Source organism: Elusimicrobium sp. An273 (assembly GCF_002159705.1).
Classification (GTDB): domain Bacteria; phylum Elusimicrobiota; class Elusimicrobia; order Elusimicrobiales; family Elusimicrobiaceae; genus Avelusimicrobium; species Avelusimicrobium gallicola.
Genome location: NZ_NFJD01000001.1, coordinates 55,814 through 76,696, shown reverse-complemented (window position 1 = coordinate 76,696; position 20,883 = coordinate 55,814). Strand labels below are relative to the sequence as shown.

Genomic DNA, 20,883 nt, shown 5'->3' with positions numbered 1-20,883 from the left:
CTATACGCCAAATTCCGCCTTGGCCAAAGCGCGCACTTCTTTTGCGCTGGCCAACGTAACGGCTTTTTGCGCGGCTTGCCCGCAGCGGCGGCTGTCAAGCCGGCGCACCAGGGCTTTAATTTGCGCCACCGCTCCTGCGCCTACGGCCAGTTCCGTTACGCCTAATCCTATCAGGAAAGGAATGGCGGTCAAGTCTCCTGCCATAGCGCCGCAGACGGCCACCGGTTTGCCCTGCTGCCGGGCTCCTTCGCAGGTAAGCCCGATCAGGCGCAGCACGGCCGGGTGGAGCGAATCGGCTAGGACGCTTAATTCTTTGTGGCCGCGGTCAATGGCAAGGGTATATTGCGTTAAATCGTTGGTGCCGATGGAAAAGAAATCCGCCCGTTCCGCCATTTGACGGCTGCTGAGCGCCGCGGAAGGAACTTCCACCATCATCCCGATTTGCACGTTATTTTTAACGCCCAAGGCTTGCTTTTCTTCTAAAATGACCTGTCTGAAAAAATCCATTTCTTCGCTAAAAGCCACCATCGGCAGCATAATGCGCAAATTGCCCGTTTGCGGCGCCACGCTTAACATGGCCCGCAGTTGGGTGCGGAAAAAAGCTTCGTTGTGTTTAAAAGCGCGTATGCCGCGAATGCCGACAATCGGGTTTTCCTCTTTGGGAATATGCACGAAAGGAAGCGGCTTGTCGCCCCCGGCGTCTAGCGTGCGCAGGGTAACCGGGCGGCCTTGTGCGGCGTTGACCACCGCTTGGTAAGCGGTCTGCTGTTCCTGCTGGGAGGGGGCTTGCGTGCGGCCGTGGAATAAAAATTCCGTGCGTACTAAGCCCAGCCCGTCAGCCCCGTTTGTGATTGCGCGGGCGGCTTCTTTTTCGTTGGAAACATTTCCTTCTACCCAAATTTGCACGCCGTCCTGCGTGCAGGCTTTTTCGTGGGCGGCTTGTTCCTGCGCCAAGCGTTCTTGGCGGTGTTGATCAAGGCGTTTGGAAAAATCGGCCTGCTGTTGAGGCGTGGGATTTGCGGTAAAAAGGGCGTGGTCGGCATCTAAGCAAATGGAGGTTCCGGCCGGAATATCCAGCACTTTCTGCCCGCCGCGCACCACGGTGGGAATGCCCATATTGCGCAAAATAATGCTGGCATGCGCCGTGGGAGAGCCGGCCGCTAACAACACGCCGGCCACTTGCCCTTCCAAGGCGGACGCTTCGGAAGGAAGCAGTTCTTCCGCCACCAGAATGCACCCTTGCGGCACTTGCGGGGCGGTTTGGCTTTTGCCGCCCAAACGCAATAACAGCGCGCGGCGCAAATCTTTCAAGTCGGCGGCGCGTTCCATTAAGAAGGCGTTGGCGGTTTTTTGCAGTACGCCGATGCTGGCGCGGATGGCCTCGCTGATGGCGTAGGCGGCAGATTTGCCGGCCTGGACGGATTGCTGTGCCTGTTTGGCCAGTTCTGGATCTTGCAAAATGCTTAAATGCGCGCCTAAAATGGCTTTGGCTTCTTCATTCTTTTCGGAGGCGATTTTGCTTTCCGTTTCCGCAATGACCGCCTGCAGTGTGTCTGTCAGGCGTTTTTGTTCGGCGGCGGAATCGGCGGCGTTTTCTTCAAAGGCAATATCGGCCGCGTGATACAGAAACGCTTTTCCAAACGCCAGCCCCGCACAGGCGGTTAAGGCTTTTTGCTCCGACGAAGCGGGTGCAGCCGTTGGCGCGGGCGCGGGAAAAGTGTTTTCGCCCAGCCCTTCTTTAAAGGCCGTTTCCAGCTGCGCCAAGAACGCTTTTGCCTGGTCTTGCGGCCCGCCGGCGCGCAGCGTAACGGTATCGTTATAGGCCAGCGCCATACCCATGATGGCTACCACGCTTTTTGCATTGGCGGCGGTGCCCTGTTTTACGATTTCAACGGTAAACGGATATTTAAGCGCCATTTGGGCCAGCACCCCGGCGGGGCGGGCATGCAGGCCGTTGGGGTTGATCACGGTAATGGGGGCGCTTTGCGTGAGCGGTTCATCGGAAGAAGAGGCTTCGACCGCCTGCACTGACGGCAGCTGAAACAGCGGATCACCCACTTTCAAAATGCCGTCCGCCTTATTTGCAACGGAAGATTCCGGCGGGGTCGTAACCACCACCATCACCAGCGGGCTGGCGGCTTTTTGGGCGATGACGTTCGGATCAAATTTCAGCAGGGGCTGCCCTTTTTTTACCATATCCCCCGTCTTGGCCAGCGGCGTGAAACCTTCCCCTTTTAAGGTAACTGTTTCCAACCCTACATGCACCAGCACTTCCACGCCGTTTGCGCCCAGCACAAACGCATGGGATTCTTTATTAAAATTGATAATTTTTCCATCAAATAACGCAAACACGGTGTCTTCCACCGGGTCAATGGCGATGCCGTCACCCAGCATATGTTCGCTGAAAACGGGATCGGGTACTTTTTCCAACGGAACGGCTACTCCCGCAACGGGAGAATAAACGGTAAATGTATTGGACATAAAAACTCCTTCAAAGGTTACCTCCATTATAGTATATTATCAGGCTTTTTTTAAGAAGAGAAAAAGGCGCAGGCCGCAGGCTTGCAGACGGGGCCCGGCCGCCGCCCCGGCCCTGCGGTTTGACGGAGGCGGTTTATTTTTGATATTCTTCCAAATAGTTACATTTATAAATGGGGTGCTTTATGTCTTGCGATTGGCAATATACGGCGCAACAGTGTGCAGAAAACCGCCGCCGGATCAATTTGCATACGGAGCTTGCTTCGCCGCGGAAGACGGCCGTCGTGCTGACCTGCAGCCGCGCTTTTACGTTTTGCACGTATGTATCGGTTGATTCGTTTCTTCGCCATTCCCCGCAGTTGGCGGAGCAGAGCGATATTTTTGTGTTTATCTGGCAGGCCGATGATAAACTGCGCCAAATTTTTACGTCTTTGTCCGACCGCGTGCAGGTGGTGGATTTTGATATGCCCTACCCGGTGCCGGCCCGCAAGAGTATTACGCTTTTTACTCCGGCGTCGTACGCCCGGTTTGAATGCTTTCGGCTGTTAGACCGCTATGAACGCGTGCTGTTTTTGGATTCCGATGTGCTGGTGCGCAAGGAATTGGCGGGCGTGTTTGACCAAATTTCCAACGGTATCGGCATAACCTTAGATCCGGTGATGACGACGGTCGCGCGCAATTTCTTTTCGGTGCCGGAAGGGGTAAATCCTTCCTCCCCCGGGTACAATGCGGGCGTATTTGCCCTGACCAGAAAGCTGCCTTGCCCCGGCCGCTATGCGGAAATTACCGATTGGCTGTATGCGCAAATGGCCCGCTGGGCGGATTATTTGTTTTTGCCGGATCAGGCGGTAATTAATGTGGCGGTGGATCATTTCGGCTGGCAGGCAACGGTTTTGCCGCGGGATTATAACCGGCCGGCGTCTTCTTCCCATGCCGATTTGAAACGGGCGTATATCGTGCACAGCACGGGCCCGCGCAAATTTTGGTGTTATTATTATTTTCGGGAATGGTACCGCGGATATGCCGAGTGGATTAAAAAGGGCGGGGCGCCGGTGTCCGTGCGCAAGGACAGCCGGGCCTATGTGGCCTTTTGCCGCAAATTCGGCCTGCAGAACCGTGTGTTTTTCCAGCTGATGCCGGATTGTTTTGCACGTCCCGTTAAGGCGCTTCGTTTTGCGCTGAAGGCTTGGCTAAAGCCCGAGTTTTAGAAGCTTGCGCCTTGTAAAAACACCCCGAACGGAAGTTCCGTTCGGGGTGTTTTTTTGCGTGAGATTTTTACTTGCTTACGCTTAGTACTTCCGCCGCCGTATGCGCGCCGAACTCCGGCGCGTACATGGACTGGGTTTGCGCCGGCAGCGCGTGAAAACGGCCTTCCAGCGTGGGGCGCAGCACATAGCGCAAGGTAACCGTGCCCGCCGGCAGCCAATTGATAAAGAAATTGGTTTCGGCGTCGCGGTTTTCGCGGTAGAGCCACAGCGGCTCGTGCGTCCAGCCGCTGGTCAGCTCGTCACTTTCAAATCCGGCCGGTTTGGGATCTGTCAGCAGGACGTATTCAAACGCGCTGTCGGAAGTAAGCGTCAGGTGCACTTCCACTTCGTCGCCCACCTGCACTTCGCCCAAATCCTGCACGGGGCGGATTTTCTGCACGCCGTCTTGAGTAAAACGGGTGTAGTATTTGCGCGTTACGTTGAGCACGCCCTTGGGCGAGGCTTTGGCCTGGGCCGACTGATAAATGACCGACAGGGAAGCAAAGTCCGTCAGCACGCCTTTTTTGGTAATTTGCGCCCGCAGCGCCTGCGGCGTAATTTGGCCGCCTTGGCGCACGAGCTGCAAGTCTTCCGTCCAGTCAAAGGGTTCAAACGAGAACGATTTCTTCTCTCCGCCCCACTGCACCGTATATTCCACCGGCAGCGACAGGGCCCCTTTGTGCTGCATGACTTTAAGCAGGGTAAACATCGCCTGTGCGGCGGCTTTGGGGTCAGACCATTCGTTCACTTGCCGGTTGAACAGAATCCACTGGGTCATCGGGTCAATTTTATCCGATTCCGGGCGCAGTTCCAACAGCGTGCGCAAGGTGGTCGTTTGGGTGGAAAGGGTATCGCGGTACCACACCCAGCTTTGCGGCTCGGGCGCGAAATAGGCGCCCGTCAGCTCGTCTTGTTTCATGCGCGAGAGCACCAAGTCCAGATAGCGGTTGGCTTTTACGTCGTCGCCCAAGCGGTGGTAGACGGAGGCCGCATAAATTTGCCCCAGCGGCGTCATAAAGCGGGCCAGCTGGTCGGCGTAGTCCGCCCAGCGTTTGACATACGGCTTGGCCTGTGCCGTTTGCGCCCAGTTGGGCGGGAAAGACGAAAGCGTGTACGCCGCATACAACGCAAAGGCCACGGTCGTTTCCGAGCCGGTTTTGTCGTCCTGCAGGCGTTTTTCAATACGCGGGACGATGTAGGCAAAGGCCTTTTGGGCTTGCTCCTGCGGAATGTCGGCCCCGTAGGAAAGCGCTTGGGCAAACATATGCAGGGCGTAGAGGGTTAAATATTCGTCTTCCTGCCCGCCGGGGAACCACGCAAAGGATCCGTTTGCGTTTTGGAATTTGACGATTCTCGCCCATTCTTTGGCTTTCGTTTTGGCCACGATTTGCGGATTAAATAAATCAATAATATCCGCCGTGTGGACGGCCGCACCCTGCGCTTGGCGCAGCCAAGGCGTTTGCTGCAGCAGGGTAAGGCGCAGCGGGTCGGACTCGTTCCACGAAGCGTTCACGCCGGTGCGTTTGGGCAGTTTGGCCACGGCTTCTTTGAGCTGGGGGTACTGCGTGTAGAATGTATTGACGACCGCCAGCGGTACGTAGCGGTTGAGCGAGGAAACCAAGTCGTTATAGCGGGTGGAAAGCAAGTTCGGCATGGAGTTGAGCACCGACAGCGCCAAACTGGGGTTCAGCGTCAGAACGGCGGTTTGCGCTTCGGCGTCGGGCACGTCGTTTAACTCGGTAATTTCCAGCGTGTTTTCCCCGTTTTTAAGCGCGGTGTTGACGGTGGCCAGCAGGCGTTCTTTGCCGGGGTAGACCGGCAGGGTTTTTTGTTCGCCGTCGCTGTTTTTGCCGCTGCGCGCCGTAACGGTGGCTTGATAAAGCGCCGGCTGGGAAGGAGCGGTAATTTCCCACGTTACAAATTCCGTGCTGTTGGCGCCGACGGCAAGGCTCTTTTTGGTTTTGGATAAACCGAAGGCCTCGTTGGCGGGGGCATTGTCGGCGCGGAGGGCAATGTCCACTTCCGCGGTAAGCTTTTTATCCGTCAGGTTAGTCAGCGCCGCCTGCAGGACGCCTTTGTCTCCTTCGCGGTAAAAACGCGGCATTTGCAGGCGCACCATAAAGTCTTTGCGGGTAACGGTTTGGGCGGAAAACGCGCCGAAATCGGCATTTTTGGTAAGCACAAAGCCCAAAATGTTCCACGCCGTCAGGCTTTGGGGCATGGTAAAGCGGACGGATGCCTGCCCGTTGACAAGCGGCAGGGCCGGGTTGAAATAAGCCGTTTCGGAAAAATCCGTGCGCAAGGCCGTTTGCGCCGCATCGTCGGAGGCGGCTTCTTCTTCGGCATAGGCCGAGCGGCTTTCTGCGGGGGCGGCGGCCGCCGTATCCATTACCGCCGATTCTTGCTGCAGCAGTACGTTGCTGGCCGTTTTCATCAGCTGCGGGGCGGCGGTCAGCATGGCGCCGCCGGCGACGGCCATATTTCTAAAGAAACGCACCGGCAGGCGCAGGTTTAACTGCGGCAGGGTAGGCGGCACCAAATACGGGCGTTCCGGCGCGTTATACGCGCGGGAAAAGGAACCGCGCAAGGCGCTGGCCGAGCGGTCGCCCAGGCTGGTGTTTTGGGAAAACAGGGAAGCCAGCGTAAACGGATTTTCCTGCTTGGCGTAATAGTCCAGCGATTTGTCGTACACCGTGAGGCTGGCCTGCCCGCTGACGGGGCTGCCGGTAATGTCTTTGGCGGTCAGTTTCCAAGCCGTCGTTTCGCCGGGGCGCACCGAAGCGGGAACGTCCAGCGTAACGCCGAGCTCTTTATTGTCAAACGGAATTTCCAGCTGGGCGGAACCTTGGTGGAAGGTGTAGTTGCTGGCGCCAAACCACGCCACCGCCAGGCCGCCGCGTTCTTCCTGTTCCACCGGGAAGGAATACACCGATACGCCGCCGGGCAGCAAGTCCTTGTGTTTGAGGAAGGTGTCTCCCCAATACACTTCCACGCGCTTAGAGCCTTCCAGCGCGCCGGCGCCCAACAGCACGCGGGCGGTTTCGCCGGGGTAGTAGGCGGCGTGCTGGACGAGGGTTACGTCCGGCAGGGCCAGGGCAGACTGTTCGGCCGCTACGATAAAAATCATCTGCTGCGGGTCGGCTTTATCGGATTTTAATTTCAGCCGGTAAACGCCTTCTTCCAGCGCCGCAAGCGCCAACTTTTGCGGGCCGGGCGTTTTGAAATTGAGCGTTTTGCTAAACACCGTTTTTTCTTCCGGGGCGTTTTGATACCATTCTTCCAGCGACGGCGTGCGGTGGGCGTAAACTTCGTCTTCCAGCTGGGGAAGTTTATTTTGCAGGCGCGCCACCTGTACGGTCACTTTGCCGGAGACGGATTTTCCCTGTGCGTCGGTCAAATCAATCGTCGCCAACGAAGAAATTTCTTTTTTGGCGTCGTAAAACCCTTGTGAAAATTCCACTTTAAACAATTTGGGTTTTGCACTTAGCGTGTAGGTGCGGGACGCGTCAATGGCGCGGCCGCTTTCATCGTATACTTCAGCCGTAACGACGTATTTGGCAAAAGAAGCGTCCTCTTCTTCCGGCGCCGCGGGCGTGAAGGACACGGTAAAATCGCCGTTTTCGTCCGTTGTCGTTTTGCCTTCGGCAAGCAGGGTGTTTTCCGCCTGCAAAATGCGGGGATACCACCAATAAAACGGCGGAACGTAGCGCTGGCGGGAAACGGTGTATTGGACGGTGGCGTTTTGCAGCGGGGCGCCCATATAGTATTGGGCATGCCCGCCGATAGAAGCGGCCTTGCCGTATTCCATGGTTTTGGCCGGGTCTCCCAGCGTCAATTCATAATCGGGGCGTTTAAAGTCTTCCACGCGGAACGAGTTGTACGTGCGGAACGAGCGGCCGCCCGCCGTTACCGAGGCGCGGATTTGGAAGTAGCCCAGCATGGTTTCTTCCGGCAGGACAAACTGGGCCGAAGCCGTGCCCATTTCGTTTAACAAAGGCGCCGCCGAAAATACTTTTTCGCCGGAGGCATTGGTTACTTCTATTTCCACCCGGCGGCCCGGCAGCACCCGAAGGCCCCGCGGCAAGACTTCAAATGCGTTTACCGCCAGCTGCACGTTTTGCCCCGGGCGGTAGATGGGGCGGTCGGTCTGGGCAAACAGGCGGATGAGATCTTTGTTGTAAAAATGGAAGTACACCGCATTGGCCGTATAGGCTTGGCTGCCGTCTTTTTGGGCCAATACGTTTACAAAGTGAGAACTGCGCTTATCATTATTGGGGGAGACCACAATCTCGCGCGCCACGGAGGAAGAGCCGTCCTCGGTTGTAAATCCGCGCTGGCGCGTGCCGTTCCAAGCGGTGATAATGTCCAAATCCGCATTGCCTTCCGGCAGGCCCGTTTTGAGATTGACGGTATAGAACCGGAATAAATCCGGGCGGTACGTATGGGCGGAACCCGTCAGTTCGGCGGTGTATTTGTCGGGGTTGTCTTCAATGGCGGCCGTTACAAAAAGGGCTAAGTCCGTTACGTTGAGCACGGTGGCGAGCACGGGGGACTTGTCTTCGTCAAACGATTCGTCCCAGCTGGCCAGCGCCACATAAAAACCGTTTTCCAGCTCCGGCAGCTTTAGCGAGATTTTTTTAGACCGGTACGGTTTTTCATACGAGACCGCTTGGGAGAGCGTGTGGAGCGGGGCGCGGTCTAAAAAGAGAGGAATGTTTTTGGAACTGATTTGGGAAAGGAAATTCCAGGAGTTTACGGTGTCGCTTAAATAAACCTGGTGGTAAAGCCGCTGCAATTCTTCCCGCGACGTGGGGTATACGCGCACATAAACGGCCGGCGCGTTGCGCACGGAGAAAGAAATCTCCGGCCGGTGCGAATAGGCTTGGGGCAGGCGGTCAAAAGACAATTCGTTTTGGGTAATTTGCTGCGCCAGCTGCTCGCAGAGCGACGTATAGTACGATCCTTCCAGTTCCTCCTGGGCATACTGACAAATTTTAAGCGCCGTTTCGGGGTCGTCGTGTACGTTTAGCAGCTGGGCCGCCCGGTACGCCGCGTACGAACGGCCGTAGGCGGTGCCTTCCGGCGAAACATAATTTTTGAGCTTGTTCCAAAAGCCCATCTTTTGCGGCGTGTAGCCGCTGATTAACTGCAGTTGTTCTACCGCTTTTTGAAGCGCTTTTTCCGGCTGAGTCAGGCGGAAGAGGGAGGGCGAGTCAAAGGGGAGCAAAATGTATTGCGTACGCCAGAAGGTTTTGGCGTCTTTGCGGTTTTTGCCGTCCAGCAAGTAGGCCGTTTCCAGCAGATAGGCCAGCTGTTGGGCCGTTTCCTGGCGGGAGGCCAGCGGCTGGGCGGTGCCGTCTAAAAAGTAGGCTTCTTCCCGCGCGAGCGGTACGGGGGCGTTTTGGCCTTGCAAGCGGCTGATCCAGTTGTGCACCACCACATCAAACAGGGTGGGGATGCGCCGCGTGTCGGTTTTTTGAATATCTAAAATAAGGGTTTCCCGTTCCACCGGGTCGTTTATCAATGCCGCGCGCAGGGCCCAGAGCGTTTGGTAGTCGCGGTCTATTTGCTGGTTCCATTGGGCCAGCGTCCATTGTTCAGGGGAAGTGTTTGGCGCCGCGATTTCCCGTTCGTTCATAAGAGAGGGGTACACCGCCGCCACTTGCTCGGCCATTTGGATGCGGTACAACAAAAAGCGCGCTTTCCACAGGTCGTCGGCGGGCAGGTCGTAGGAGAGCATGGTTTGCGCCGCCGTCATATATTCGCCCAGGCCATATTCGCAGGACGCTTTGCGCAGCTGCGCCTGCAGGCGGTCGTCGCCGGTGGCGGTCTTTAAAACGGCTTCATACTGCGTAAGCGCCCGGGAAAAATCCCCTTGGGCGTACGCTTCTTCGGCTTTGGGCAGGCTTTGGGCGCTTAGCGCCAAAGGAAAAAACAACAAGGCCCCAATTAAACGAATGGTTTTTTTCATACAGTTCCCCTTATTTTTAAACGCCCCAGAATAAAAATCTCCGTCCGCCCAAGAGGGGGAAAGAGATTTTTATACAGGCAGTTGTAAAATGCAATCCGGGCTACATAACTTCCGGCGCGCTCACGCCGATAAATTCCAGCCCTTTCTTGATGCGTTCCGCTACGCGCTGGCAAATAAACAAACGGGAATGCGTCTGCTCCGGGTTGTCTTCGTCCAGCACGCGGCACGTGTCGTAGAACGCATGGAAAAGCCCCGCCAGTTCCACGAGATAGGTGGTTAAATGGTGGGGGCTCAAATCGGCCACGCAGTTGCGCAGCACTTGTTTAAACCAAACCAGTTTCAACAACAGCGCGCGTTCCTGCGGCGCCAGCGGCGTGCGTACGCCGTTGTATTGCGTAAATCCTTTTTCCGCGGCGGCCTTAAAAATGGAATGAATGCGCGCGTGTACGTATTGTACATAGAAAACGGGGTTTTCGTTGGTGCGCTTTTTGGCCAAGTCCATATCAAAAAGCATATGGGCGTTGGGGGTGCGGCTGGCAAAGAAAAACCGGCAGACATCCGTGCCCACTTCGTCCATCAGTTCCCGCAGCGTGATAAACCGCCCGGCCCGCTTGGACATTTTGACCTGCTCGCCGTGTTCGGTTAAGTGCACCAGCTGGTGAATAATCGGCACGAAGGAGCTTTCTTCTTTGCCCAAGGCGTGCACCGCCGCCTTCATGCGCGGTACATAGCCGTGGTGGTCGGCCCCTAAAATATCAATCAGGGTATCGTAGCCGCGGTCGTATTTGTTTTTGTGATAGGCGATATCCGCCAAGAAATAGGTGGGGCGCCCGTCTGTGCGCACAAGCACGCGGTCTTTGTCGTCCTGCGCTTCGGCGTCCTGCGTGGAGCCGAACCATACCGCGCCGTCTTTTTCGTAGGTATATCCCTTTTCGGTAAGCGCTTGCAGGGCTTTTTGCGGGGCGTGTTCTTTGTGCAGGTCGGACTCGCGGAACCAGCGGGTGAAATCCACATGGAAGTCCTTCATGTCCTGCTGCTGGGTTTTGATAAGTTCTTCCATGGCCCAGCGGCCGTAGTCTTCTTCCTGCAAATCGGCGGGCATCCGCTTGACTAAATCAATCAGGTACGACCCGTGGTAGCCGTTTTCCGGCGGCTCTTTGCCTTCTTTGCGGGCTTTGACCGATTCCGCCAGCAGCTGCGCTTGGTTGCCGGCGTCGTTGACGTAGTATTCGCTGTCGCACGAATAGCCCAGCGCCCGGTGGATTTTCACCAAGCTGTCCCCCAAGCTGGCGCCGCGCCCGCTGGCCACGTGCAGAGGGCCGGTGGGGTTGGCGGAAACGAATTCAATTAAAATGTTGTGTTTGGAAGTTTCGGCCCCGCGGTCTTTGATGCGGCGGTCGGAAGCGGTATCAATAATAAATTTGTCTTCCAGTTTCAGGTTGATGAACCCGGGCGGCAGGGCGGAAGCGTCGGCAATGGCGGTAATCTCGCGCAGGACGACGCAGGCCTCTTTGGCAATCTCCAATGGATTTTTGTGCATCTTTTTGGCGGCTGCCATGGCCCAAACGAGCGAAATGTCCGCCCCGGTATGGGCGGGCGCGGCGGAAAATTCTACTTCCGGCAATTCAAAACCTTTGAAGTAGTCCGCGTTGGATAATTTTAAGGTAATGTCTTGTTTCAGTTTTTCTAGCATGTTGAATTATTTTTTAGAGGCGGTCTTTTTGGCTGCGGTCGTTTTTTTGGCAGCGGTTTTTTTGGAAACGGCTTTTTTAGCCGTTGTTTTTTTGGCGGCAGTCTTTTTGACTGCCGGTTTGGAGGCAGCGGTCTTTTTGGCTGCGGTTGTTTTTTTGGCAGTCGTTTTTTTGACCGTTGTTTTTTTGGCGGCAGCTTTTTTGGCCGCCGGTTTTTTCTTGGCCGCCTTTTTGACGGGCTCGTTAAAGTTGATTTCTTTGCCAAAGCTGAAAATTTTGTCCAAGGCGTAGAAATCGCGCGCTTCCTGAGTCATCACATGCGCTAGGAAGCCGCCGTAGTCGCTCACGCGCCAGAGGTTGCTGTCGCCCCCGTCGCGGTTGAGCTTATAGTAGCCCAGTTCTTTGAGTTTTTTGCTGATTTCTTCTTCCACCGCATCCAAATGCGGCTTAGAGGTGGCAGTGGCAATTAAAATATAATCGCACAGGGAAGAGAGTCCTCCCAGGTCAATTACTTTAATGTTTTCGGCTTTTTTGCCGTCGGCCAAGCGGGCCGCCAGGCAAACGAGTTCTTTCGTGTTCATAAACCACCTCTGTAAAACGGTTATAATAACAATAAAATTAGTCTAGCATTTTAAAGCGGCATTTCAAAGTCTTTCCCCAGCACGATGCGGGTATCGCAGATGGCGTTGGCGGCATTTTCGGACTTGATTTCACTGTTGATGCCGATTGCCAGGCTAAGCTGTTTGACCTGCACCAGCCGGCCGCTGTAGTCCACAATAAACGACTGTTCCTGATAGGAAGGGTAATTGTCGTACTGCAGCACGTCCACCCGCAGCAGGCCTTTTTCGTTTTGCTCGCGCAGGTATTGGGTAAGCGCCAAGGCCAGGCCGCGCTTGCCGGACGCATTAAAAATTTCCACCACGATGGGTCTGTCTTTCACCGCCAGCGGGGCCATGTCTTCTATTTCCGGCAGGGGCGCCGGGGTGCGCACTCTTTTGGATTTGGACGCTGCCGGCAGGCGGACGGCAAAGTCCGCCGCGTCCAGTTTAGACAGTTCCAAAGCAAGCAGCAAAAATTCCGCCGGGGAGATATTGGTGCGCCGGTCGTGCCAGGCGGTAAGATATTCCCAGCCCGTGCGGGCGGCCAGCAGCGGGTTGTAGCGCCAGGAAGACAAATTATGCTTAAAATGATTCCAAAAGTCTTCCCTTTTTTCGGTTTGGGGAATAAAAAAGCGTTCCCCTTTTTCCGGCGTATAGGAACCGTGTTTTTTGGAAGAGCGTTTTTCGGAACTGACGGCCACCACCGCTTTTTGGGTGGCGGGGTTATAGGAAAATTTCATCGCCGGGGAGGTCAGCACCGTAAGCTGAATTTCGGACGCATCATGCCGGATGAGCGCTTGGGCCAGCGGCGAAGAAAACTGGGCCGCACCCGCCCATACCAGCACGCCCGCCAGCAGCACAAGCAAACAGCGCTCTATTATTTTTCTTGTTTTATAAGATGGTTCCATAAATCAATCCCCACCGGGCAGAGCCATTTTTGCGAGTCAATGGTAAAAAGCAGTTTGCGGTTGGCGGCGTACAGAAGCGCGGCGTCCAAATCCTGCAAGGCCAGGTTGCGGATGAGGAACGCGTCTTTGTACTTGCGGTCCTTGGAAGAAATATCCGCCACAAACAGAATTTTGGAAAGAGTGCTCATGTGCAGGCTGCCCAAGGTGTGCTCGGTAATGGCGTTTAGAATGTCCTTATCGTGCACGCCAAAGAGGTGTTTGGCAATCCAAGCCGAGGCATAACTGTGCAGCAGGCTGGGTTCCAAGCGGCAGATGTCCTCAAAAAACGGCACCTTGATTTTATGTTCCTTACAAAAACGGATGAGCTCCGGGCCGGAAAAGCCTTTTCCGGCGTCGTGCATAATGCCGGCTTTGACGGCCGATTCCACATTTACGTCGTAGATATCGCTTAGCGCGGCGGCCATTTCCGCCACGTTTTTGGAGTGGAGGTAACGGTTGGTTTTTAAGTGCGCCCGGAGCCAGTCGTGCACGGTCAAACCGTAGAGTTTGTTTTCGCGGATGGTGGGGGCAATTTGCGGCGGAATGGTGTCCGGCACGTCGCCGCAGGCCAAAATATGCGCGCGCACGCGGCTGGAAGAAAGCTTGGGGAAAAAGCCCGGCAGAAAAATATGTTTAAATGCGGCGGGGTTTTCGTCATATCCGCGCCGTTTGCCGGCCACCACCGTGGCGTTTTCAAAAATATAGCGCGGGTTTTTCCAGTTGTGCAGGTCGTTTAGGCAGTCCGTACCGACCAGCAAGTAAATTTCCGGGTTTTTATAACGCTTTTTAAGGTATTGCACCAGCTGGTAGGTGTAGGTTTTGCCGCCTTGTTTCAGTTCGTAATCGTCAAACACGATATTGCCGCTAAACCCCGCAAAGGCCTGTTTGAGCATTTTCATGCGCAGGCGGAAGGGCGTAGGAGATTTTGCTTTAAAAGGGGAATGATAGGCCGGCACGATATGCGCCACGTCCGGCGCGATGGTTTTCATCGCACGGCGGAAAAGCGATACGTGCCCTTTGTGAACGGGGTCAAAACTGCCGCCAAAAACGAGAACTTTCATAACACCTCATTATACAAGTTTTTTGCCAACGCCAAGCTTCCGGCAGGCAGGCGCTTGGGCCCGGCCTTTGGTCGGAGGGAAGGAGTTTTAATCGGTTAAAACCCCTTGGCGTAGGACAGAAACATAGGGCAAAGTTTACCGGAAGGATTGTTTCACTTCGTCGTATATATCTATTATACCTTTTTGGCAAACGCCCTTCCAACGGCTTAAAACGCTTGTTTGGGGCCCTTTGCGCGGGCGCCAAACGCGCTATTCCGTTTTAATATGCAGCAGCCATACGGCAATCAGCCCCAAGGCCAGGGCCGAAAACACAAATAAAGCCAGCGCAATTTCAATACAGCAGTGCGTCAGCGTAAAGGCCATGATGTTAAAAAACAGCCCGGCCGCGGCAAACGTAAGCAAAATAAAGGGGGATTTCCAGTGGAGTTTCTTAAGCCGCAGGGCGATGTGATCGTTGCTTCCTTTGAGGGGATTTTTGTGTTTTAAGATGCGCGCCAGGCTGACAAAGGCCGTGTCAAACAGCGGAACCGCCAGAATAAACAGCGGCGCCAAAAAGCCCCAAGAGGTGCGTTCACTGTAGCCGGTGCCGATGGAGAGGGCGGCAATCATAAAGCCCAAAAAGGTGGAGCCGCTGTCTCCCAGAAAAATTTTGCGTTTGGCGTGGTTGTAGGGCCAAAAAGCCAAGCAGGCCCCCAGTAAAGCCAGCGCGGCAAAATTAACGTAAACGTATTCCGACGGAAGCGCAATAACCGCCAGCCCCAGCGTGCAAACGACCGCCTGGCTGACGCACAGCCCGTCCATAATATCAAGCAAGTTAAACGCATTGGTCAGCCCCACCACCCACAAAAACGTCAGCGGCCAGGAAATCCAGGGCGAGGTAAACGCATGAATGCTGACCCCGTAATAAATCAGCGCGCCCGCCGCCAAGGCCTGCACCAGCAGTTTGGTGGCGACGGATACCCCTTTGGGCTTTTTAAAATCATCCACCAGCCCCAGTGCAAAAATGCACGCGCCTCCTATAAAAATGCCGCGCAGGTTGTGCAGGGTGCCGCTTGGAAAAGCCGTGCAAAAGCGGATCAGCACCAAGCTGGCCAAAGTGCCTATCAAAATGCCGCTCCCGCCCAGTACGGGCACGCTTCCGCGGTGTTGTTTCAGCCCGCCCGGGGCATCAAGCAGTTTGCCGGCGCTCAACCGGCGCAAAAGCGGCAGGGAAGCGGCGGTAATCACGCCTGCGGTCAGCATACAAAGGAGGTAAAGGACAAACGTTTTCATAATATCTATAATATCATAATAAGGAGATACGACTATGTTTAAAAGAATTTTAACATTTTCCCTGGCCGTTTTGTTGGCGGCGTGCGCGGGGGGGCGCGTGAAAGAAATCCCGGCGGATGTGCGGGATTATAGGAAGGTGGACTTTTTTACCCAAGGCCGCACACAGGCCGCTTTTAAAGTGCTGGGGCAGATGGATCAGGATTATATGGAAGGCGTGCTTCGGATTAAAAAAATCGGCGAGCGGGATTATGACGTCGTGCTCATGACGGGGGCCGCCTACCGCGTGCTGCACGCCACCGTCAGCCCCGAAGGCGTGGCGTACCGCTATTTGTTTAAAGAGGCCGATACGCCCCTCGTGCGGGGGCGCATTACCCAATTTTTAAACCTGCTTCTGGCGGAAGAAGGGCAGTTTAAAAGCCGCCGCTTTAAAGGGGAGAACGTGATTGTAACCTATCAGGGGCGCGAGGCCAAAGAACAGTTTTTCTACCGGAAAGGGGAATTCTATCCTTACGCGGCCAAAAGCGTGGTAGCATTAAACACGGGAGATTTGGCTTACGAAGAATATGCCCCTTTTGATGCGGAAGGAACGACAGAAGTGCCGCATGTAGTGGTGTATAAGGACGGAAATGTAACGCTGGATATGACGCTGATCAGCTTGCGGTAGCGGCCGATTTTGCGAAAAGGATTTAAAAACCCCCGGGTTAACCGGGGGTTTTTGATTAGAGCAAAACCGAAGGAGCGGCCGCTTTCTGGCCGCGCAAAATAAGAAACATCCACAAAGGATATAGCGTAAGAAGCAGTATTTTCACGCCCAAAGGCGTCCAGCCGCTGCAGCCGCTGCAAGCATAGGAAACGCCCGCCGTGGCCACACACACCAGCGCCATAGCGCCCAATTTTTTGTATTCGTATGCAACTGGGTAGACCTTTTGCGTAAAGCAGAACAGCGCCCCCGCCATGGCCGCATAGCTAAGAGCCACCGCCCAGCCCGCTCCGGTAATGCCGATATGCGGCACCAGCGACAGGTTGGTCGTAATGCTGACGGCCGCTCCCAAAAGCGTAATCCACATCAGGATGCGTGTTTTTTTGGTCAGCACCGGCCCTACCATAAAATTAATGTACAGCCCGTAGAAAAAATACCCCGTCAGCACCAGCGGAATGACCGAAAGCCCGCCCCAGTAAGCGGGGCTGATGATGTGGAAATTGCCAAAGAGGTCACTTTGTATGATGGGAGGCATCAGCAGGGAAAGGCCGAGCAAAAACCAGCTGCCCAGCGCAAAAAAGGCCGAAAGCACTTTGGCAAAGGTTTCTTTGGCGTCGGCTTCTTTGGCATGCGCCAGGAAAAACGGCCGCCACGCTTGGTCAAACATGGATACCAAGAGCATCATAAATACGCCGATTTTAAAATTGGCCTGATACACGCCCACTTGTTCCAGCCCCGCCAAATGAACCAAGATCGGCTTGTCAATCACGCTGATGAGCAAACTGGCCAGCCCGGCCGGTACAAACGGCCAGGCAAAGCGCAGCATATCTTGATAAAGCGCACGGCTGATGCGAAAGGGGGTTTTGGTAAGCTCGCCCCATACCACGGGCGACAGCAGAATAAGAGACGCCAGCGACCCAAAGATATTGGCCCATAAAATAGAGGCAATCCCTTTGTGCAGCCAGGCGATAAACAAAATGTTCCCCAATACGTTTACCACAATGGAAACCGTCCGCACGCCGGCAAAATACCACGGCCGCCGCTCCAGGCGCAGTTTGGTAAACGGGATCATATTCAGCACATCCAAAAACAATACCCACACCGCCAAATGGATAATGTGCATATGCTGGGCGCCGATTCCAATCAGCCCCGCAAACGGTTTTGCAAATACCCACAATAAGACCGACAGCACCGCCCCGTTAGCCAGTACGCCGTAAAAACAATGCTGGAATACTTCGGCCTTGTTTTCCCGTTCGCTGGCAAAGCGCAGGTAGCTTTGATCCATGCCGAACAAAAAAATCACATTCAGCAGCGCCACCACGGCAAACGTCGTGGCGATGACGCCGTACTCGCCGGGCAGCAAATAATAGGTGTAAAAAGGAACCAGACAAAAATTAAGAAGCCGCGCCAACACCGTAGACGTGCCGTAAATTAACGTTTCTTTGCCCAGTCGTTTGAGGTTTGCCATAATCAAAAGAGCGCGCGGCCGTTCGCAAAGAAACGGCCGCGCGGAGCGTTTTTATAACTTTACAAACAGAATTTCCAACAATTTTTTAAACTTTCCTTCAATCTTTTTAGTTTCGCTGATGGTTTGCGCATGGGAAAGGGGCTTCTTTTCAATGCCGCAGCCCATATTGCTTACCCACGCAAGCCCCAACACGCTGATGCCGCACTGCCGCGCCACCAATACTTCCGGCACGACGGACATTCCCACCACAGTCGCGCCCCATTTTTTAAACATCTGGATTTCGGCCGGCGTTTCAAAGTTGGGCCCGGTGGCCGCCAAATACACGCCTTCCCCCGCGGTAACGCCCACTTTTTTGGCGGCCGCGAGTGCGGTTTTGCGCATGGCTTTGTCGTACGCTTCGGACAAATCAAAGAACATCGGCCCAAACGCCGGGTCGTGGTTGCCAATGAGCGGGTTGTTGCACATAAAGTTAATATGGTCTTTCAGAACGCACAGCGAGCCGGGTTTGAGCTTTAAATCCATAGATCCCACCGCCGCCGAGACGAGCAATTTTTCCACGCCCAACAGTTTTAGCGTGCGGATGGAAATGGCCAAATCTTTCATCGGGTGTCCTTCGTAATAGTGAAAGCGCCCCTGCATGACCACCAGCTTGCGCCCTTTGTAGACGCCGAAAATCAAATTGCCGCTGTGCCCCGGCACGGTGCTTTGCAAAAAACCGGGAATGGACGAATACGGAATTTTAATTTCTTTTTCCAAGGGGGGGATGGAACCCGCCAAGCCGGAACCCGTAATTAAGGCGATTTCCGGTTTAAAATTTTTTGTTTTTTTGTTTAAAAAAGCGGCTGCTTTTTTTACTTGCGCCAGTTGGGTCATACGTTCCTCCGTAGAGAATTTTATAACGTCGTGCGGGGCGGAAAGAAGGCATTGGGAATGTGTTCAATCCGATCCGGCAGAACGCACAGCACATCAAATCTTATACTATCAAATTTTAACCCTCTTTCCTGCAGGTAGTGCAGGGCCGTTTGCGCAATGCGCTTTTGCTTGGCGGGAGTAACGGCCGCCAGCGGGCCGCCAAACGCTTGGTAAGAGCGGGTTTTTACTTCGGCAAAAACAAGCGTTTTGCCGTCGGCCGCAATTAAATCTATTTCGCCGCCGCGGGCGGAAAAATTTCGCTCCAAAATGCGCCAGCCGGCCTGCTCTAAAAAGCGGGCCGCTCTGTCTTCGCCGGCTTTTCCTTTCCAGGTGGTGTTCATGGCAAAAAAGAGGGGTTGAGTAATTTGCCGACCGGGGCAAAGCTGCGGCGGTGCTCCCGGCAAGGGCCCAGCGCGCGCAGGGCCTGCATGTGCTTGGCGGTTCCGTAGCCTTTGTGGCCGGCAAACCCGTAGCCGGGGTAGAGCCTGTCCAAGATATTCATATAATGATCCCGGGTAACTTTGGCAATAATGCTGGCGGCGGCTATCGCGAGCGATTTGGCGTCTCCGTCCACCACGGGCGTTTGGCGCATGGTAAGGCCGGCGGCGGGGTAGGGGCCGTCTATCAACGCCACCGAATCGGGCAAGTTGGAAAATTTATAAGCGGCGCGGCGCATGGCCAGAAACGTGGCCTGCAGAATGTTCAGCCGGTCTATTTCCGCCGCGGAGGCAAAACCAATGCCATAGGGTACGGAACCGACTAATTTTTGAAACAGCATTTCGCGCTTTTTTTCGGAGAGTTTTTTACTGTCGTTTACTTCCGTAAAATTAGAAGCCATCGCCGGCGGAATAAAGCAGGCGCACGCTACCACCGGGCCCGCCAGCGGGCCGCGGCCCGCTTCGTCAATTCCTACAATAAAATTGGCTTCCAAACGAATGGCTTGTTTTTTATCAAAATCCTGAAGTGTCGTCGGCATATATGTATTATATCAATAATTGTCCGTACGGCTGTGCACTAAAAAATAGTGCGTTCAATGACGGTTACGTGCTGGCTGCTCTTTAAATGATTGACGGGTTTAAGAATCATTTCATTATATAAAAACTCGTCTCGGTTCGTCGTCGGCAAATTGGACGGCGTGGAAAGCGGAATGGATAAATTGAAATTTACCGTTTCCTCTTGCGTAATGCCCAGTATCGTTTCAATTTCGGCCGTACGAATTTCGTTTAAGTGCAGGTGCAGCCGATCCGGGAAAGAATACTCGTGCGGCGTAATGCGCAGCCACAGGGTTTTGTCTTCATTGTAAATGGCCATGGATTTCGCTTCCCGGTCTAAAATGACGGTAATTTCCTTTTTGGGATGATTGCCGTTTAACAGGTAGCGGTATAAAAGAGGCAAGTATTCAAAAGGGCCGTTGTAGTAATATACCGGGAACACTTTGTTTTTCCCGACGGGGAAAATCGTTTTGGCGCTGATATGCCGGATGGCGGCGTTATCTTGCCCGGGGTTCATTTTGCGCTCAAACGAAAACACCAAGTTGGCGGCGTTAAAGCTGTCTGGCGTTAATTTGGAAATGTCTTTCGTATAGCGGATGCGCATGCCCTGTTTGGGGATATTCGGGGCAAAGACGCGGCGGAAAGCATCGCGGTTTTCCGCCAAAAAGCGCATTCGTTTGGCAAAACGGGTTTCTAATCCTCTGTCATGCAGGCGTTCTACGCGCTTGAATAATTCCTTTAAGTGCGGCGTAACGACCGAAAAGTATTGCCGGTAATAGGCAAAAGCAAACAGCGAGAAGAAAGAGTGCCCCGGAAATTTGTCTTCCATTTTATGAACGGTGTTGAGGGCCCGCAGGGGATTTTTCTCTTCCTGTACCATTTCCGCAATTTGCGGATAAGGGTCAAAGGGCAGATTTTTGGAAGATTTGCGCTTTTTGTAATTGGCGGGAGGCTCCAAACGGACAAATTGGCTGATTTGCTCTTCTGTAATTTTGGCAGTGTACTCGTCAAAAAAGCGTTGGCGTGATTTTTTGGAGCGGGGATTGGAAACATTTTTGGAAAACCGGCTGGCGGCGGCATAGGTTTCGGCAAATAAATCGTTTTGCAATGCGCGCAAGGCGGCATTGGAGGACGAATTGGCAATTTTTTTGATTTCCGCCGCTTCCTGTGCCCGTAAGGCGCGCAAGGCTTTGCGGGAAAGCTTTTGGGCGTATACCGCCGGCTGCGCCGTTAATAACAGCGCCAAGAAAAACGAAGTGAGCCTGACTAAGGAAAGTGTTTTCATATTCATATCTTAACTTAGAAAGCGTTTCGGGAAAAGGGCCAAAAGGCCTAGGCGCCCCTAGGCCTTGGGAAGTGTCCGCCCCTAAAACTCTTTGGAACTGTATTTTTGTACAAGCTTTGTGAACGTTTAGCGGCGCTTAATAAGCATAAAAACCCCCGCGGGACTAGTAACCGCGGGGGTATTGTTCGGAGTTTGTTATTCCGTTAGGATAACTATTTCGCCTCTTCTTTGGCAGGTTCGGCGGCCGGAGCTTCGGCTTC

General features: G+C 54.3%; 14 protein-coding genes. 2 read left to right on the top strand and 12 right to left on the bottom strand.

From position 1 onward, the window contains the following. On the bottom strand, positions 1 to 2,481 hold the full coding sequence (ptsP, locus tag B5F75_RS00360) for a phosphoenolpyruvate--protein phosphotransferase (protein ID WP_158093727.1): 2,481 nt from the start codon (positions 2,479 to 2,481) through the stop codon (positions 1 to 3). Positions 2,482 to 2,663: 182 nt separating this feature from the next. On the opposite strand from ptsP, the gene B5F75_RS00355 reads away from it, so the two are divergent. Continuing rightward, positions 2,664 to 3,686, top strand: coding sequence for a glycosyltransferase family 8 protein (locus tag B5F75_RS00355; protein WP_158093726.1), 1,023 nt, complete (start codon positions 2,664 to 2,666; stop codon positions 3,684 to 3,686). 67 nt (positions 3,687 to 3,753) lie between these two features. On the opposite strand, the gene B5F75_RS00350 is transcribed toward B5F75_RS00355, so the two are convergent. The 6 genes from B5F75_RS00350 to B5F75_RS00325 all read right to left on the bottom strand — a co-directional run bounded on the left by B5F75_RS00350 (position 3,754) and on the right by B5F75_RS00325 (position 15,266). Continuing rightward, a complete protein-coding gene (locus B5F75_RS00350) occupies positions 3,754 to 9,696 on the bottom strand; it encodes an alpha-2-macroglobulin family protein (protein WP_087286249.1) in 5,943 nt (1,980 codons plus the stop codon). A gap of 100 nt (positions 9,697 to 9,796) precedes the next feature. Next, positions 9,797 to 11,389: an arginine--tRNA ligase gene (gene argS / locus B5F75_RS00345; protein WP_087286247.1), complete on the bottom strand. Its 1,593-nt coding sequence runs from the start codon at positions 11,387 to 11,389 to the stop codon at positions 9,797 to 9,799. A gap of 6 nt (positions 11,390 to 11,395) precedes the next feature. Beyond that, on the bottom strand, positions 11,396 to 11,968 hold the full coding sequence (rsfS, locus tag B5F75_RS07435) for a ribosome silencing factor (RefSeq protein WP_087286243.1): 573 nt from the start codon (positions 11,966 to 11,968) through the stop codon (positions 11,396 to 11,398). 50 nt (positions 11,969 to 12,018) lie between these two features. Beyond that, on the bottom strand, positions 12,019 to 12,894 hold the full coding sequence (locus B5F75_RS00335) for a LytR C-terminal domain-containing protein (protein WP_087287546.1): 876 nt from the start codon (positions 12,892 to 12,894) through the stop codon (positions 12,019 to 12,021). Then, positions 12,864 to 13,994, bottom strand: a complete 1,131-nt coding sequence (locus B5F75_RS00330) for a nicotinate-nucleotide adenylyltransferase (protein WP_087286239.1) — start codon at positions 13,992 to 13,994, stop codon at positions 12,864 to 12,866. Before B5F75_RS00330 ends, B5F75_RS00335 begins: the two co-directional genes overlap by 31 nt. A gap of 249 nt (positions 13,995 to 14,243) precedes the next feature. Beyond that, positions 14,244 to 15,266, bottom strand: coding sequence for an MraY family glycosyltransferase (locus B5F75_RS00325; protein WP_087286236.1), 1,023 nt, complete (start codon positions 15,264 to 15,266; stop codon positions 14,244 to 14,246). 34 nt (positions 15,267 to 15,300) lie between these two features. Between B5F75_RS00325 and B5F75_RS00320 the strand changes: the two genes are divergently transcribed. Further along, positions 15,301 to 15,930, top strand: coding sequence for a hypothetical protein (locus B5F75_RS00320; protein ID WP_087286234.1), 630 nt, complete (start codon positions 15,301 to 15,303; stop codon positions 15,928 to 15,930). A 55-nt stretch (positions 15,931 to 15,985) separates the two neighbouring features. On the opposite strand, the gene B5F75_RS00315 is transcribed toward B5F75_RS00320, so the two are convergent. From B5F75_RS00315 to B5F75_RS00295, 5 genes are read right to left on the bottom strand one after another with little or no spacing between them, the layout of a single operon-like run. Further along, positions 15,986 to 17,434, bottom strand: coding sequence for a lipopolysaccharide biosynthesis protein (locus B5F75_RS00315; RefSeq protein WP_087286232.1), 1,449 nt, complete (start codon positions 17,432 to 17,434; stop codon positions 15,986 to 15,988). 51 nt (positions 17,435 to 17,485) lie between these two features. Then, positions 17,486 to 18,307, bottom strand: coding sequence for a purine-nucleoside phosphorylase (locus tag B5F75_RS00310; protein ID WP_087286229.1), 822 nt, complete (start codon positions 18,305 to 18,307; stop codon positions 17,486 to 17,488). Positions 18,308 to 18,327: 20 nt separating this feature from the next. Continuing rightward, positions 18,328 to 18,687: a YraN family protein gene (locus B5F75_RS00305; RefSeq protein ID WP_087286226.1), complete on the bottom strand. Its 360-nt coding sequence runs from the start codon at positions 18,685 to 18,687 to the stop codon at positions 18,328 to 18,330. Further along, positions 18,684 to 19,322: a ribonuclease HII gene (locus B5F75_RS00300; RefSeq protein WP_087286224.1), complete on the bottom strand. Its 639-nt coding sequence runs from the start codon at positions 19,320 to 19,322 to the stop codon at positions 18,684 to 18,686. The genes B5F75_RS00305 and B5F75_RS00300 overlap by 4 nt, the downstream gene beginning before the upstream one ends. 38 nt (positions 19,323 to 19,360) lie before the next feature. After that, positions 19,361 to 20,623 carry a hypothetical protein gene (locus tag B5F75_RS00295; protein ID WP_087286219.1) on the bottom strand — a complete coding sequence of 421 codons (1,263 nt, stop codon included), beginning with the start codon at positions 20,621 to 20,623 and terminating at the stop codon, positions 19,361 to 19,363. Positions 20,624 to 20,883: the final 260 nt, after the last annotated feature.